The organism is Paenibacillus sp. OAE614 (assembly GCF_040546645.1).
Classification (GTDB): domain Bacteria; phylum Bacillota; class Bacilli; order Paenibacillales; family Paenibacillaceae; genus Paenibacillus_AQ; species Paenibacillus_AQ favisporus.
This window is the reverse complement of the sequence record NZ_JBEPOD010000001.1, coordinates 2500614-2517120: the sequence shown is the minus strand read 5'-3', so window position 1 is coordinate 2517120 and position 16507 is coordinate 2500614. Positions and strand designations below refer to the sequence as shown.

Sequence of the window (16507 nt, the reverse complement as noted above, 5' to 3'; positions counted from 1 at the left end):
GTCGATCGCTTATGCGGATCTCCTTCCACCTTCAAGTGTTTATCTTTTCAACGCGTAAGAAAGGATCATCTCGACGATGACGACAGCAGCATAAATGACAGCGGCCGTTCGATAACCCGATCCGTACAGCGCAGCCGCGGCCAGACCGAATACGATCAGCTGCAGTACAGCCCGGACGGGAAGCGTCACCGGGAAGGTCGCTTTCGGTGCGACATACATTCCCCAAAAAACAGCAACTACGACCGGCGAACCTATTCCTGCCACGATACGGATCCACAAGGCGGTATCCAGTTTAAATCCCCACAGGCAAAAGGCTGCCAGTGCACACAGCTCCATTAGAAAAAAAATAAGGTCGATCACAATCATTGCCAAACCCTCCGTTTTGGGCCGGTCAGGGCCTTTGGAATGAAGCCATTCTCAGAAAAATTATGCCGATTGTTTATTTGCTTACCTCGGCGACTCTTCCCCTCTCACTCCGGCTTGTGTGCTTTCACAATTAAAAAATGCGGGTGATGCAGAATCCGCTGGTAGAAGTCGGCCGACTCCGGCAGCCGCTCCAGAAACTCGGGAACCGGCCTTGGTTCGACAAGCCGGTCCAGTACAAACCAGCTTGACGTCATATTGACGATTTCCTGCAGGGGTCTACGGAAGAACGTCACTTCAACGCTGCCTGCCTCTTTCTTCGTCCACCGGTCTACAAGCAGCTCCCGTACAAAATAATCCGGTCTCTTAAAAACGGTAAAGTCCATAAACGGATGATGCACCGAAAACAATAACGTTCCTCCAGGCTTCAATACCCGCTGAAACTCACGGAACAAAGGATCCCAGTCTTCGATGTAATGCAGCGTTAGCGAACTGAGAATCAAGTCGAACTTTTCGGCTCCGTATGGCAGCGGTTCATTTAGATCATGAACTTGAATCTCCGCTTGACTGCCAACTCTCCGTTTGGCCGCCTCCACCATATCGGGGCTGAAATCGATCGCCGATACCGATGCCCCCCGGGAAACGAACTGCTCGGTATACCATCCTGCGGCGCAGCCTGCATCAAGGACATGAAGTCCGGACATATCCGTTGGCAGCAGCTCCAGCATGGCCGGACGCTCGTAGTATGCGTTGGCGCCGCTGTCCGAATCGGTATGCAGTTCATAGTCCTTGGCGAGCTTGGTATAAGCCTCGAGCACCCTCTCTTTCATGCAACCACCTCCGTAGACTCTATTCTCCACCATATTATACCAACCAACAGAAAGGTTGGATATAAATAAACCAGCTTTATGTAAGCTGTGCAGAACTTAGTTGCGGCAGGATGCGTTATAAATGACAAGAACAAGTTTGAAGGCGGGGAATGTCTTTGTTAAAAAGCGTTTCTTTTTGGCTCACGTTATGTATGATCCTGACCTGCATACTGGACGCCTCCGGACAGGGCTTTGCCAACATCATACTGATCCGGCTAAATCCCTTGCTTGAAACCTTGCTGCATGACCCAGTGTATTCGGGCTGGCTGTCCGATAAACACGCTTTCGTAACGAACAGTTACTTTATCCCCTTACGGTTCCCAGCGTATCTTCTCTCCATCGTCATGGCAGTCATCATCGGTGCGGCGGTTGATCTCCTCATTTACGGGATGAAGCGTGGATTGGCTCGCCGTGGCCTCCGAGGTCGACATCATGATCCCTAAATCCTGGTTTGAATGCTTAGCATCACGAATCCTCATTGCTCGTCCAGTAACGGTAAAAGGCTGCCTCTCGGCAGCCTTTTACGCTTGATTTATTTGCTTTCAGCTGGTTTCACGCCCTGAAGGGCAATGGCCTTTAGCTACAGGACGACTGTAGAACCGGCCTGCTTCAGACATTGCAGGAGGGCGTTATTGAAAAGATTCTGGTCGTCTTCATAACGGCTCGTATACTTGTTGAGCATTCTGACACCCACGGCCTGATGCTCCGGGTAGACAACCACATGGCATCCTGCCGCTCCGGTAGCGTAGAACCAATCCGAGCGATGATACCACCCCAGTATACGGCGATTCGGATTCATCGCTTTCAACTCGTCGCTGAGACGATAGAATGCCGCAGAAATCAGCTGACGACCTCCCGCGCTTCCCCGTTTCAAATGCAGGTACCCCCACTTGGCCAAATCCCTAGTGCTCGTATACATGTTTCTTTCATGCCCTTCATGGGATTCCAGACGAACCGTAGCATAGGCTGGATTCGTTGCATAGGCTGGATTCGTTGCATAGTCGCAGACAAGACTGGCTGTTGGCGCGGTAGCCCATATGGTTTCCTTGCAGCTGAGCGGCTTTAAAACGCGCTCTTCCAGAAACGCCGCAATAGACTTCCCTGACAAGGCTCTCACTACCTGCCCTTGAATCCCTTCCCTTTCCCATTGCATATCATGAAAAAATTTAGGGCCGGAAGCAGTCGCCAAATCGCATAATGTCAGCTGCCCCAAATCTTCACCGGGGTAATCGCTCAACACTTCTGCAACAGGGGTGGAGATCGGTACTCCGTTGTCCAGCGCCGCCATAGCCATTGCACAGGAGATATACGTTTTTCGGGTGGAGTAAATGTTGAACATGGAGGACTTCGTAACGGGAACCGCTCCTCCTTTATGATGATGAAATCCATGATATTGCTCATAGACGATCCTGTCGTTATGTATGACCAGAACGGATGAAGCTGACGCACCGTAATCGGTGCGTGCCTTTCGGACGACTTCATCCAATGGCTCATATGCTGCTTGGTTAGGAACGCTGTCCAGATTCACATACACTCCTCCTAAAGATAATCATGATAGGAATATATGTTCGCCGACATCGTCTAATTTCCCTGCTGCCCGTTACCTTTTTTATTCGCCTCGTTTTCCGGTTTTCAAACCAACACATAAAAGAAAGCCAGGAGCCGTCTAACCGGCCCTTTGTTCACCTCCGCCTTAGCGCCTCCTGCTGCGAGCGGTATTCGAGCGGCGCAACGCCCTCCATTTCCTTAAAGACCTTGGTAAAATGCTTCACGTTCTCAAACCCGGCCCGCTCGCTGATTTCGTACACTTTCAGGTCCGTGCTGCCGAGCAGTTCCTTGGCCTTACGGATCCGCAGCTTCCGCAAGTAGCTCACGAACGTCTCCCCCGTATACTCCTTGAAAGCTTGGCTGAAATACGAATAATTCAATGAGACATGATTGGACACGACAGCCATATTCAAGTTTTCATGAAAATGCTCCTCGATATAGACGATGGCCCGCTGAATCTCGCTCTGGTCAAAATGCATCGACCGCATCCGTTTCACATAATCGCTCAGCAGGAAGAGCAGGCTCTCCAAACTATGGAAATAATCATGAAAATGGTTGAAGTTGTACAGATTCCCCACCTGCTTGTGAAGTTTTAAAATGTCGACGGATTCCTCGCCATAGGTTTGAAACACCTGATCGAATACATGCTCGTTAAAAGCATGGCTGATCCCTTCCAGATACCCGATATCATATTGAAGAATCGTTCGGATATCGAAAATATGCTGCAGCAGCCGGCTCAGCTCGGCATCCCGATCCAATCCGAGCAGATTGGCCGTCTTCCGGATGTCTTCCAGCGGGATGCGGTAATCCGTCCGTTTGCCGGACAGTTCAGTGCTCCGAATGAGTCCCGGCATGTTTTGGAACAAAAAGTACTTCAACGCCCGGCCGGCCTGCTGGTAAGCTTTCTTCACCTCCCCTGCTCCCGCCATCCGTTCGCTGATGCCGGCCCGGATGGCGCTGGACGACTGGCGGATGATTTCCTCTCCCAGCCGGTTGAACGGAGCAGCGGTGTCAGTAAACATCACGAGTTTGCCGTCTTTGTCGTAAAAACGGATATAACGTTCACTCGGCAGCCAGCCGATCATCTGGTCAACATAAGTGGTGAATTCGTCCCAGCCGGCTTCCCGGTAGCGTTCCGGAACGAGGACCAGCGCGGCGTATCCGCCCGTATCCAGCCAATCCAGTCCCGCCTGAAGGACCACATCCCGAATGGCGTGCTCGTCCATGCCTTCCTGTAAAAACAAATACTGCAGCCGGCTCACCGCATAATTTTCCTTCAACGCCTTCGTTCCGCGCAGCTGATCGGCAATTTCCCCCTTGCGGATGCGCTCTTCGTCAAGGCGCCGCAGCGTCCGGAACAGCTCGTCACGAACGATCGGCTTCAGCAAGTATTCCTTCACATTGCAGCGGATCGCCGCTTTGGCATACTGGAAGTCGTCATGACCGCTTAGAATAACCAGATCCGGCCGCGCCTCCTGATCCTGTATACGGTTAATAAGCTCAATTCCGTCCATCACCGGCATACGGATGTCGGTAATGACCAAGTCCATTTCCGTCTCGTCCATGACTTGAAGCGCCTGCTCCCCATTCGCGGCAAAGTACAGTGCGTAGTCGTCGCCGAACTCGCGGCGAATCATCGCTTTCAGGCCATCCCGGATATTTTTCTCATCATCAACGATTAGCAGATTGCACATGGGCAGGCACACCTCCCGCTAGAATTAGATAAGGCAGCGTCATCGTGACTCGCGTAAAACTTCCTTCGGCGCTCTCCACCCGGATTCCGTGCGACTTCCCGTAAAACATGACGATACGCTGATCGACATTTCGCAATCCGATGCCGCTGCTTTCCCCGTCGTTCAGCTCCTTCCGCATTTGCTGATAATCCGCGTCTTCCAGCCGGATCATCAGGTTGATCTTCTTCAGTTTGGATTCGGGAATCCCGTCGCCATTGTCACAAACCTCGATAATGATGCTGTCCCCAGATACATAAGCATGTATAGCGATTTCCAGCTTTTCGCCCTCGGAACGGGAACCCATCCCATGCTTAACGGCGTTTTCGACGATGGGCTGGAGCGACATCTTCAGCACTTCCTGTTCCATATGGACCGGAGGAACGTTGATGTTCAGCACCAGATTGTTGTCGTAGCGTATGTTCATGATGGCGATGTAGTTTTGGATATGCTCCAGTTCATCCCTCAGACGCACATGGTTGCTGGTCCACTGCAGGTTGTAGCGCATCATACGTCCGAGTGAGGTAAGCGCATCAGATATCGTGTATTGGCCCTCAATTTCGGCAAGCATCTTTAAGTTTTCGAGAGTATTGTACAGAAAATGGGAGTCAATCTGGTTTTTGAGCGACTTCAGCTCCGCTTCCTTGGTTGCCGCCTGGCGGTTCACCGCCTCGACGATCAGCTCATTCATCCGTTTGAGCATCTGACGGAAATGATGCGCTAATTCTCCGATCTCATCCATGCTCGTGATGTCAATTTCGAAATTAAAGTCGCCTTTGCGTACTTTTTTCATCGAATCGCGCAAAATGTTCAGCTTTTTCAAAATCAAGGAATGCAGGATATAGGACGTGGCCGACAGCAGAGCGATCAGAATAATCGTGGCAATGATAATCGTATTCCGCCGTTTGCTGACGTCCGACAAAGCGCTTTTTAGCGAAACGACGTTGAACAGATAGCTGTCCAGCGGCTCCATATTACTCGGAATGCACAAATATGGCGTCCCGTTATAGGTAAAGGTAAACTCGTGGTCGGTCTTCTTGCCGTGCTTGGCGAACTCGGCCATGATCGTTTCGACGGGCAGCGTTTGCATCAGGCTCAGTGACGGGTTGGTAAACGCCTTGCCCTCCCGGTTCACCACGATCATTTGCGAGCTCGTATCCTGTACGCTGCTGAATGTTTTCATAAAAAAGTTGTTCAGCTCCATCGTCACCTCCAGGATCCCGTTATGCTTATCGTTCGGATATTTGATCTCGCGCAGCAGCGTGACAAAATCGCCGACCTGGTCGCTGGCCACCGTGCTGTTCTTGATCACGTCCTTATTCGTCGCGCTGATCTCCCACCAGACCAGTCCGTTGCGCCGAAGAACCGTCTGGTACCAAGGCTTGTTCTTGATTCGGGATTCTTTGAAAATAACCGGCCAAAACTCTCTCACGTTCGGGTTTTCCGAATACAGCCGGATGTTGGCGATGTTCGGATTGTTAAACAGATAGTACTGAAAGCTGGAGAACGTCTTCATCTTAAAATCGATCAAATCGGCCGTATCCAGCTCCTCCCGGCTCTGCAGATACTCATTGATCTCGCTGTTGGAGATGGCCAGCTGGGCCGTCCGTTCCATCACCTGCATGTTGTTGGCCACGTTCGTTTTCTCGATCTCCAGAATATATTGGTTTTTCTTGGTCAAATCTTTGATCGTATTCAGGTATACCCCGTTGAATAAATACCAGGAAACCAGGGTGATCGGGATCAAAATAATACAGATAAACGATAGGATCAGCTTCAATTGAATCGGCATCCGGCCGATGGCGGTCGACAGCCTGGCCATTCGATTCCGGGCAAGTTTGATCATAGCCGCAAGCACCACCCAGCCCATTTATGGTAATAAGCCTGAAAATCCGCGAGCAAAAAATCGCGGATTCCAGGCTTGTGTCAGAAGGCGCTTATTTGTTGAGCGCTTCCAGTTTTTTGACGTTTTCTTCGTATGCCTTTTGACGGTATGCGTCAATTTTGTCCTGTTTGTTCTTGTTGCGGTCTTCGATGTAGCTGTTCCACATGTTGTCGAAGTCGGCATCCGATTTGGCCAGCAGCAGTTTCGGCAGCAGTTTGCCCCAATTCCGTGCGTTTTTGCTGCCGGCAACCCCCTCTTCGGATGTACTCGGCGGATCCAGATTGTCGAATTCGGACATGCTGATCGATTTGCCCTTCGTCCAGTCCGCCATCTGTTTCTGCGGATCGACGCCCGGCGGTGCCCACTGCAGGTTCATGTTCGTATCCATCAGCATCCAGTAGGTGTAGGACGCGCCGTATTTCTGGTCAAACGCGGTGCGGTCCGTGTTCAGCAGCTTCACGACATCCGGAAGGAACTGGTCTTTGCCGTCGATGTTGTCGTAGGTGACGCCTTTTTCGCCGAGGAACATGTCCTTGTTGCCTTCCTCGCTGATCAGGTAGGTCAGGAACTCGATCGCCCGCTTCTTGTCCTTCACGTCCTTGGAGATCAGGGTCAGCGTCCATCCGGAGATGCCAGGACCGGACAACGTAGGCGGTTCCTTCTTGGAGTTGGCCGGACCGTTGATCGCGATGTACGCAGAATTCGGGTCCTTCTGGTACAGCGACATGTTCTGCGCATCAAAGTCGGAGCGCTGGTACAGCATCGCGAAGTAGCGGCCCTGCGCGATTTTTTCTTCCATTTGCGGACGCTTGTCGATGAAGATGTCCTTCGAGAGCAGTCCCATTTCGTTAGCTTTGCGGAACGTCTTCAGCCATGAGATGTATTCGGGATCCAGGCGTCGGTCGTACAGCTTGCCGTCTTTCTGCTGCGGGATCGCCAGGAAGTTCTGGAGATAGCCTTCGAGCGAATAGTTGCCGGTCTCGCTGAATTCATGCAGCCCAAGCGGAATGAGCGGCTGGCCGTTCACTTCCGGGAACTTTTCCTTCGCCAGCTTGAGCGCGTTCAGGAACCCTTCCGGCGTGCTCATATCCGGGCTGCCGATGGCTTCATACATGTCCTTGCGAACCTCGAACGTTTGGTTAGACGTGAAGTTCGAGCCGTACTTTTTGTAATCTTCAGGAGAGGACGATGCGTTCGGATAACCGTAGATGTTGCCGTCCGGCTGCGTGTACCATCCCAGTTTAGCAGGGTCGGCTACTTTGAAGAAGTAAGGATCGTATTGATCGGCCAACTCGTTCAGCGGAAGCACGAGCTTGCCCTCGATCATCTTCTTGACGGCTTCCTCGCTCCATCCAAGCGTGATGAAATCCGGAAGCTTGCCGGAGGCGATCATGGTGTTCAGCTTCTCGTTCTCATTACCCGCCGGAACGATAAAGTTGATGCTGACGCCCGTCTTCTTGGTGACATATTCGGCAGTCGCGTCGCCGCCCCATTTTTTATTGAACCACGAAAAGTTCATGTACCAATCAAACGTGATTGGTGCGTTGTCCGACTTCCAGCCCGGCTCATCCGGATTCGGTTTGGCTTCCCCGCCGCCCGTGGACGACGTGTTCTTCGCATCCGTGCTTCCGCTTGTCGCGGCGGTGCTTCCGCCGTTGGTCTCGCTCTTGCCGCCGGAGCAGCCCGCAAGGGACAGCGCCATCGTGAACACGACGGTCAGAGCGATCATGGAAGTCATGAGTCTGCGCGATTTGCTCATGGATTCTAACCCCTTTTCTTTCGTTAATCTATTAACACTCCCGCCAGGCGGGACTGATAACCATGGATAAACCCGGATTCCCGGTTACTCCTTGATCGATCCGATCATGAAGCCTTTTACAAAATACTTTTGCAGGAACGGGTACACGAAGACGATCGGCGCTGTGGTAACGACCATGGTAGCCAGCTTCAGCGATTGGCTCGTCACCGACACCGCCATGCCGCTTGGCATGGATGCCAGCATCTGGTTGGAGCTTGACTGCGCAACGACGCGGTACAAATACGTCTGGATCGGCTGCAGGTTCGTATCATTAATGAAGATCATCCCGGTAAAGTAATCGTTCCATTGGTACACCCCGTGAAAGAGGGCGATTGTCGCCACCACCGGCATGGATACCGGAATGATGACTTTGTAGAAAATTTTAAAATCGTTCGCCCCGTCGATCTTCGCCGCTTCTTCCAGTCCCGGAGGAATCTCCCGGAAAAACGACAGGAAGATGATCAGATCGAAGAAGCTGAATGCAGCAGGTAGGATATATACCAGAAAATTGTCCAGCAGATGCAAATCCCGGATCAGCAGGTAATACGGAATGAGGCCCCCGCCGAAGAACATCGTCACCGTGCCGATGAACATATACAGCTTGCGTCCCACAAGCTCCCTTCTGGAAAAGGCATACGCCACCATCGCGGTAAAAAACACGTGAACTGGGGTACCGATCAGCGTCTTGGCCACCGTGACCCCCATGGCGGTCATGATGCCCTCGCTGCGGAATACGGCCTGGAAGCTGTCCAGGCTGAACTGCCGCGGCCACCAGTAAATGCCGCCCCGCATCGCGTCCGCCCCATCATTAAATGCGTTCACGATGACGTACCAGATCGGATACAGCGTGACGAAGCAGACGATCAGCATCAGCACGGAGTTGAATATTTCAAAGATCGCGCTCGAAGCGCTTTGGCGTTTGAATGAATACACGAAGAGTCACCGCCGTCCATCAGAATAAGGAAGTATTGTTCAGCCGTTTCGTAATGCTGTTGGCTCCAAGCAGCAGCGCGAGAGCGATCACGTTTTTGATCAGTCCGACCGCAGCCGCGTAGGAGTACCGGCTCTCTGCCAGACCAACGTTGTATACGTAGACGTCTATGACGTTGCTTGACGTTTCGTTCAGCGAGTTGCGCAGCACGAGAATCTGGTCGAAGTTGGAGTTCAGGATGCCGCTGACGGCCAGAATGAACAAAATGGAAATCGTGCCTTTGATCGAAGGAAGCGTAATGTTCCACATTTTTTGCATCCGGCCCGCCCCATCGATCGTAGCCGCCTCGTACAGCTCCGGAGATACGCTCGAAATCGCCGCCAGGTAAATGATCGCCGACCAGCCGATCTCCTTCCAGATGTCTGAAGTGACGACGATGGACCAGAAGTATTTGGGCTCGGCCAGGTATGTAATCGGCTGATCGATCAGGTGAAGCGCCATCAGCACCTTATTGACGATGCCCACATCCGCCAGCCAGGTGGCGAGGATGCCGCCCAGAATGACCCAGGACAAAAAGTGAGGCAGGTAGGAAATCGTCTGAATCCACTTTTTGAACACGATCGAACGGATTTCGTTCAGCAGGAGTGCGAACAGGATGGGCAGCGGAAACCCGATCACCAGCTTCAGGAGGCTCATCCCGAGCGTATTTTTGATCACGTATCCGAGACTGTCGTCCTCCAGGAATTCCTTAAAATGATCCAATCCGACCCACGGAGCCGAAGAGATCGAATGAATAATGTCGAACTCTTTAAAAGCAATGATGACCCCGTACATCGGGATATAATTGAAAACAATCATCCAGGCGACGCCCAGCAGAGCCATAATCTGCAGATAGCGCTGGCCCACAATTTTCCGCCACAGCTTCCTCTCTTTCGCCTTCTCGGCGGCAGGTTCCCACTCGGCTTCGATACCGGCCCTTGCGTTCATGTTCAGGAAAGCACCCCGTTTCTGAAATCTCTTATGTAAGCCCTTTCAGGTACTAATTATAGGCGGCTGTTCCTATGAAAAATAGTCTTCAAATTTTAGTTAAGGTTTCTGAATTTCAGGTGGCATCCAGTGGTGAAGACAGAAAAAAGCCCCGAATCCGACAGAAGGTGCCGGAACCGAGGCTTCAAAACCTTAGTTTCTAATGTAGAGCGTTACAAGTTTTCATTGATTTATTTGACGACGTTGGACAACACGTCATCGATGATTTGCGTATTGGCGATCGTTCCCGAGTACAGCCAGCTGGAATGATCGTCAAACTCGTACACATGGCCTTCCTTGACGGCCGGGATGTTGGCCCATACCGGATCCTTCAGCAGCTCATCCTTTGATACGCCGCGGCTGTTGACGATGAACAGATAATCGGCGTCCATTTGCGCGAATTTTTCCAGCGAAACCTGGTTCCAGCTCGCCGTGCCGGTTTTGGACAGTTCTTCTACCAATTTAGGCTTCGCGAGTCCCAAATCATCATACAGCACCGAGCCGCTGGACAAGTGGTCGCTTGACACGTAAATGTCTTTGCCCGTCACCCAAAGTGCCGCTGCCGTGTGCGTGCCGATGGCCTTCTGAAGCTGCTCCTTGGCTTCCGCAGCTTTTTTATCATAAGCTTGAACGGCCTCCTCCGCTTCTTTGCTCTTACCAAGCACTTCCCCGACCGCCTTCAGTTCTTCGCGCCAATTGTTGCTCTTCTCTTTACCTACCACGTAGGTCGGTGCGATCTTGGAGTACTGCTCGTATTTGTCATCCGTCGCCATGTCCGCACTGCTCAGAATGATCAGATCCGGCGTAAAGCTCATGACGGCTTCATAGGGAAGGTCGTAAGAGATTTCCGGAATGCCGTTCAGCTGATCCTGCAGGTAATACTGCACGGAACCTTTGCCAGTCGACCACTGGGCAACCGGTTTGACGCCAAGCGTCAGCAGATGATCTTCCAAATAGGATGCGATGATCCGCTTCGGATTCGCTGGCACTTTCACTTCATGACCAAGCGCGTCCGTCAGCACGCGTTCCTGCTCGGTATCCGCGGTGCTGTTACCTCCTGCCGCTGCCCCCGAGTCCATTGTGTTTGAATTGCCGGCTTTATCGCCGCAGGCGCTGGCCAATACGGTAAAGCTCATCAGCAGCGCGAGCAGCAGTGATCCTTTAAGTTTGAGTTTCATGATGGTATGTCCCCTCCACTGGTTCATCTATATAGAATGAACTAAGAAATGCAAAACTTTAGTTCATTCTATCTAGGCTAGAGTCTCATTATTTGTACGAAAACCTATATGTACATCCATGGTCCATCCGGTTTTACGTGAAAGATTTCTCTTTAAGTATCATAAGTGATAATGAATCTCATTATCAAGTGTTTTTTTCGTGACAGTGACCAATCTTTGGGTATACTTGGTATAAAGTAACCCACAGGAGCGAGAAAGATGAGAAGAAGCGGTGTTTTATCATTGGGGGCTGCCTTTGTCTGCTGGACTGCGTTTATCCTCCTCATGACAACCCCTAACCTCACATTCAGAATTGGACAACTGCTTCGGATGGACCCTTTCGGTCTTCTGATCATAGCCGCCACCCTGTCTTTTCTTTGGGGCATATCCGGACTTTACCCTGGAGGGAACCGAAAGCAAATAATTCCCTCATTGGGCACCATACTGCTAAATATGATGCTGATCTTTTGCCTATTGTATATCGTCTTCATCGGAAGGCTTATCTCTGAGGTCTAGAATTCTGCATGTCCCTCCGATGAAGTTCCATATGCCCTTCCTTGGAGCTTCTAAAATGTCAGTCCTAGCTCTCATTTATGGAGGCGAATCAAATTCATTAAACCAATCAGCACAGCCGTGCCTAAGGCAAGTAGGACCCACAACGCGTCTCTGAACGCAGTAACGTACCCGTGGTGATCCGCCAGAGTATAAAACACACCGCCTAATATCGCTATCCCTAATGCCTGAGAGATTTGGGTCATCGTTGTCAGGATCCCCGAGGCAGCCCCTGAATCTTGCTGGCGGATCCTGAAAAGTATCGTCTGCAGCAGCGGGGGAGCAATGACTCCCTGGCCAGCTCCCACAAGGAGCATAAGCAGATACAGCAGCGTTTTGCTTAAATGTTCTCCCGATTCATATAATAGACCGATCAGCGCAAGATCGCTGACCAGCATCAGGATCGCTCCCCAATATACGACTTTTTCGGAAAAAACCTTGACCAGCTTTTGGGCAAGCATGGATGTTGCGGCGAACCCGATTCCGAGCGGCAGAAAAGTTAAGCCTGATGCAAGCGGCGATAGTCCCAGTCCCTGCTGAAGAAACAGGACGAGAACAAAGTATAAGCCGGCATTGCCGGAATAATAGGCTAATGTCACAAGCAGACCTCTTGTAAAAGCGGGGTATTGAAAAAGAGACAGCTGAATGAAAGGCACCCTTCCTTTCTTTTTCACATGGCGTTCATAGGTCAGACCGAGCGAGATGACAAGTGCTGCCAGTGCCAAGGATGCATAGGTCCACCAGGGCCATCCCGACTCCCTTCCGCTGATCAGCGGGTATATCAGGAGCAGCAGCCCCGCTGTGATGGACGAAAGACCGATGATGTCCAATTTGACGACGGGCGAATCCGAGCGTGATTCTTTTAGTACGATCATGGATCCGACGATTGAGATGATTCCGAATGGAATATTAATAAAAAATACGTTCCGCCATCCCAATCCTGCAATGTTCCATTCCAGCACAAAACCGCCTATCACTTGCCCGGCAACGGATGCCAGACCGATCACCCCGCCGTATATACCCAGCGCAATCCCCCGCTCACTTCCGGTGAAATGCACCTGAATGGTCGATAGAACCTGCGGAATCATCATGGCCGCCGACATGCCCTGAAGTACCCGCGCGGCAATCAGCAGCTCAGCACTTGGGGCCATGCCGCAAAGAGCGGACGCAACGGTGAAACCTGACATTCCCCAGAGAAACATCCGTTTTCTTCCCCAATAATCGCCCAACCGCCCGCCGGTCACCAATAAAACGGCATAAGCGATCGTATAAGAAGTCACCACCCATTCTACCTGCCCGTCGGTTGACGAAAGGCCTTTTTTAATATCGGGTATCGAAACATTCACAACAAATACGTCAAGAATTGCCATAAAGGTCGCAAGCAGGATGACGGTCAAGGACCACCAGCGGTATCCCGCTACAGAAGGTGAAGCTTGCCGGCCTGTTAAAGCATGATTTTCCATATCCTTTTCTCTCCTTTAGTCCATGTATGCAGCTGCTGATCTGATTATATGTGCTAAAATGGAGAGAAGTAAGTACGCACATTTTTGTGGTACAGTATACTTCTTGTAACTTATGAGGAGGGATCGGGTTGAAGAAAAATCCGGATTATGGCGTACTCCGCGCCGAATATCTCCAGGGCTGCTCCGTTGAAGTCGCCTTGAATATCATTGGGGGCAAGTGGAAGGGAATGATCCTGTACACCCTTCTGGACGGCACCAAACGCTTTAACGAGCTGCGTCAGATCATTCCAGGTATTACGCAGCGCATGCTCACACTTCAGCTTAGGGAGCTGGAGGACTGCGGAATCGTCCAAAGAGTGGTTTATCCTGAGGTCCCCCCAAGGGTGGAATATTCGCTGACCGAGTTCGGCCAGACGATCAAACCGGTCATTCTGCAGATCAGGGAATGGGGCAGTTCTTATAAAAAAGCGATGGGCGGCCACCTTGAACAATCCAACTCCAACTAGGCACCGATTAAGATACCCCCTTATACTAAAACACTCCAGCAGTGCACAAAAAAAGGAGGGATTGTTCCCCTCCTTCATCCGTTGATCAATACCGCAAACGCCTCATACGGCCGCAGCCGCATCGCTTCGGATGGAACGGTATCCGGATAGACGGATACCATTTTCTGTCCGCCTGTTATTCCGTCACCCCGGAATGCCGCCTCCTCCTTGTTCATATTCGCTACGATCAGCAGCCGATGCTGATCCATGCTTCGTTTGTAAGCAAATATATCGGCATCTCCCACATCAACCAATTCAAAGCTTCCGCTCTCAAGCAGCTCGTGAATGACGGGGTCTTGGGCAAACCGCCCCAACTCTTGGTAAAAGCCGTCTGCTTCTTCATCACCGCCGGTCACAGGGCAGATCCGACCCTGCATCAACTGAACGGTCAACGCCATGCATTTGGCGGGCTCCATATTCCACTGTTGTTCCATTGACATTCCGCTGTGCCGTCACTGCGGAATTCACCTCCATCATGATGTTTCCTGGACGCCCGCAGCCGCACGGGACTGGGTCCGGCGCTTTTTCCAAGTAATCGACAGCACCGCGGATCCCAATGCGAGCAGGACGAAAATAACGCCAACCCAGGCATTGTAATACACCGACGATCCTTCGATCACCATGCCTCCAATCGCCGACCCCAGAGCAATACCGATATGGGAAGCCGAACTGTTCAAGCTCTGCTGGATGTCCGGCGATTCCGGTGCCGCTTTGATCAGATAGCTCTGCAACGAAGGAGAGATCGACCAGCTGAGCATGCTCCAGACGATCATCACGATCAGGCAGACATACACCGAAACCGTAGATACCGGCATCAGCAGCATGGCCACGGCAAACACGCTGACAATGGTCAGAATGCTTTTCTCAGGCCCAAACCGGTCGGTGACCCAGCCACCTGCCCCGCCGCCAAGAACAGCCGCGATGCCAAAAATAAAATAAAACAGGCTGAGCATGGAAGGACTCAGGTGCAGCGTCTCCTGCAGAAACGGCGTCAGATAAGCATATAAGGTCAGGTGACCGGTCAGCATCAAAATCGTAATCAGCTGGCCAAAAATGATTTTGCCGTTTTTCAAGGATGCCAGCTGCTTGCGCAGCGGCACGGTCTCACTGGGAGGCGTTTTGGTAATAAAAATTTGCACAGCGATGAACGATATAACGGCCAGAATGGAGATCATGACAAACGGAGCACGCCATCCAAAAGCGTTGCCCAGCATCATGCCCACAGGTACGCCCAGTACGAGGGAGCCGCTGACTCCCATAAAGATAACGCCGATTGCCCGGGCTCTGTACGCCGGTTCCGCCATCTGGGAAGCCATCGTTATAGACAGCACGGTGATGAGCGCGGCGCTCGCCGCCGACAAAATTCTCGCGATCACCATCATCGTGAAATTCGGGCTGACGACCGAAAGCACATTGCCGGCAATGAAGACCAACAAGGCGCATTGGTACAGCAGTTTACGTTCGATCCTCGAAGCTGCCGCCAGCAGCACAGGCCCCGATACGGCAAATACCACGGAATACAAAGTGATCAACTGCCCGGCTGTGCTCACTGAAATATGAAGGTCCGATGAAACGAGATCCAGCATCCCCCCGACGATCAGTTCCACCATTCCGGTCACGAAGCAGGCGATCGCTAAAATGTAAATTTTAAAATTCATGCAGCATGTAACTCCCCTCTGTAAAGATCTCTCGGTTCCATGTTTTCTTGTGGTTACTACTGCAATGGTAACCTAATTCAAAATGAGGATCAACCCCTATTTTTTGCATACAAAAAACGGATGGATCCGGGTCCACCCGTTTTTCACGTGACGCGCTTAATATTTCAACTGAAGCAATTCCGTCATAATCTCCTCGTCGTTCAGCAGAATATCATTGTATTTGCCCGTTATTTTCGCCAGGAGCAAATCGTGATGGAAATAGTCCGTAAACACGCGCACAAACGGCTGTGACTGGGTCTTGATCGCCTGCCACGAATCATTCTCTACGCCGGCGAATACGACCTCGCGGTCGTCTACGATCAGCAGCCTGAACCGCTCCAGCATGACATGCTGCTCGCTAGGCTTCATCGGGACGATCTGGGGCAGGCCATCAGGCGTATCGCCAATCACGACACCTTCCACTTTGACGCCATTTTGCTGCTTGTCCAGCAGGATAGGCAGATACTTGTGGAAATCGTCCTCCCATGCCGAAAACCGGATCGAGCGCTCTGCATTCTCCATCATCTGCTTTAACTGGGATGTGATCGATGAGTCTGCCTTCAAGCTCCAGACATGGTCGTCGATGACCGCCTTCTGAACCTTATGCTGCTCCAGCTCCTGAATGTCCGACTGAAACTCTGACGTTAATTTTTCGATCACGAGCGGAAGAGGCAATGCGGTATACAGCTTCTTTTTTTCCGAAACGGATTCCAGCACCATCCCCTTCTCCACCATCCGGGAGATCACTTCATATATCTTCGCCTTGGGCACGCCGGAATGCTTCACGATCATCGTGGCGTCCATCGGCTGCTCCGCCGACGCCAACGCCTCGTACACCTTGCTCTCATATTGTGAAAATCCGAATTTATGTAACATGACTTTT

At 51.6% G+C, this 16507-nt stretch carries 15 protein-coding genes; 1 reads left to right on the top strand and 14 read right to left on the bottom strand.

Annotated features, from left to right (window positions below; translation table 11 throughout):
• Positions 1 to 39: 39 nt before the first annotated feature.
• From ABIE48_RS11805 to ABIE48_RS11755, 11 genes are all read right to left on the bottom strand, one after another.
• Positions 40 to 366, bottom strand: a complete 327-nt coding sequence (locus ABIE48_RS11805) for a YrdB family protein (RefSeq protein WP_145020736.1) — start codon at positions 364 to 366, stop codon at positions 40 to 42.
• A gap of 104 nt (positions 367 to 470) precedes the next feature.
• Positions 471 to 1193 (bottom strand): class I SAM-dependent methyltransferase, encoded by a 723-nt coding sequence (locus tag ABIE48_RS11800; RefSeq protein ID WP_192714480.1) that lies wholly within the window; start codon positions 1191 to 1193, stop codon positions 471 to 473.
• Between the two features lie 350 nt (positions 1194 to 1543).
• Positions 1544 to 1666 carry a hypothetical protein gene (locus ABIE48_RS11795; protein ID WP_354518923.1) on the bottom strand — a complete coding sequence of 41 codons (123 nt, stop codon included), beginning with the start codon at positions 1664 to 1666 and terminating at the stop codon, positions 1544 to 1546.
• A gap of 146 nt (positions 1667 to 1812) precedes the next feature.
• Positions 1813 to 2760 (bottom strand): serine hydrolase domain-containing protein, encoded by a 948-nt coding sequence (locus tag ABIE48_RS11790; protein WP_192714482.1) that lies wholly within the window; start codon positions 2758 to 2760, stop codon positions 1813 to 1815.
• A 154-nt stretch (positions 2761 to 2914) separates the two neighbouring features.
• Positions 2915 to 4474: a response regulator transcription factor gene (locus ABIE48_RS11785; RefSeq protein WP_192714483.1), complete on the bottom strand. Its 1560-nt coding sequence runs from the start codon at positions 4472 to 4474 to the stop codon at positions 2915 to 2917.
• A complete protein-coding gene (locus ABIE48_RS11780) occupies positions 4452 to 6356 on the bottom strand; it encodes a cache domain-containing sensor histidine kinase (protein WP_354518921.1) in 1905 nt (634 codons plus the stop codon). The genes ABIE48_RS11785 and ABIE48_RS11780 overlap by 23 nt, the downstream gene beginning before the upstream one ends.
• 91 nt (positions 6357 to 6447) lie before the next feature.
• A complete protein-coding gene (locus ABIE48_RS11775; RefSeq protein WP_192714484.1) occupies positions 6448 to 8154 on the bottom strand; it encodes a type 2 periplasmic-binding domain-containing protein in 1707 nt (568 codons plus the stop codon).
• 84 nt (positions 8155 to 8238) lie between these two features.
• Complete coding sequence (locus ABIE48_RS11770) at positions 8239 to 9063, bottom strand: carbohydrate ABC transporter permease (protein WP_084203839.1); 825 nt, start codon at positions 9061 to 9063, stop codon at positions 8239 to 8241.
• Between the two features lie 82 nt (positions 9064 to 9145).
• Complete coding sequence (locus ABIE48_RS11765) at positions 9146 to 10111, bottom strand: ABC transporter permease (protein WP_105443321.1); 966 nt, start codon at positions 10109 to 10111, stop codon at positions 9146 to 9148.
• Between the two features lie 230 nt (positions 10112 to 10341).
• Positions 10342 to 11328: an iron-hydroxamate ABC transporter substrate-binding protein gene (locus tag ABIE48_RS11760; protein WP_192714485.1), complete on the bottom strand. Its 987-nt coding sequence runs from the start codon at positions 11326 to 11328 to the stop codon at positions 10342 to 10344.
• A 626-nt stretch (positions 11329 to 11954) separates the two neighbouring features.
• A complete protein-coding gene (locus tag ABIE48_RS11755; protein WP_192714486.1) occupies positions 11955 to 13382 on the bottom strand; it encodes an MFS transporter in 1428 nt (475 codons plus the stop codon).
• Between the two features lie 128 nt (positions 13383 to 13510).
• On the opposite strand from ABIE48_RS11755, the gene ABIE48_RS11750 reads away from it, so the two are divergent.
• Complete coding sequence (locus ABIE48_RS11750) at positions 13511 to 13888, top strand: winged helix-turn-helix transcriptional regulator (protein WP_354518916.1); 378 nt, start codon at positions 13511 to 13513, stop codon at positions 13886 to 13888.
• 74 nt (positions 13889 to 13962) lie between these two features.
• On the opposite strand, the gene ABIE48_RS11745 is transcribed toward ABIE48_RS11750, so the two are convergent.
• From ABIE48_RS11745 to ABIE48_RS11735, 3 genes are all read right to left on the bottom strand, one after another.
• On the bottom strand, positions 13963 to 14361 hold the full coding sequence (locus ABIE48_RS11745; protein WP_089546922.1) for a hypothetical protein: 399 nt from the start codon (positions 14359 to 14361) through the stop codon (positions 13963 to 13965).
• A 39-nt stretch (positions 14362 to 14400) separates the two neighbouring features.
• Positions 14401 to 15585, bottom strand: a complete 1185-nt coding sequence (locus ABIE48_RS11740) for an MFS transporter (RefSeq protein WP_192714487.1) — start codon at positions 15583 to 15585, stop codon at positions 14401 to 14403.
• A 156-nt stretch (positions 15586 to 15741) separates the two neighbouring features.
• On the bottom strand, positions 15742 to 16500 hold the full coding sequence (locus ABIE48_RS11735; protein WP_192714488.1) for a TrmB family transcriptional regulator: 759 nt from the start codon (positions 16498 to 16500) through the stop codon (positions 15742 to 15744).
• Positions 16501 to 16507: the final 7 nt, after the last annotated feature.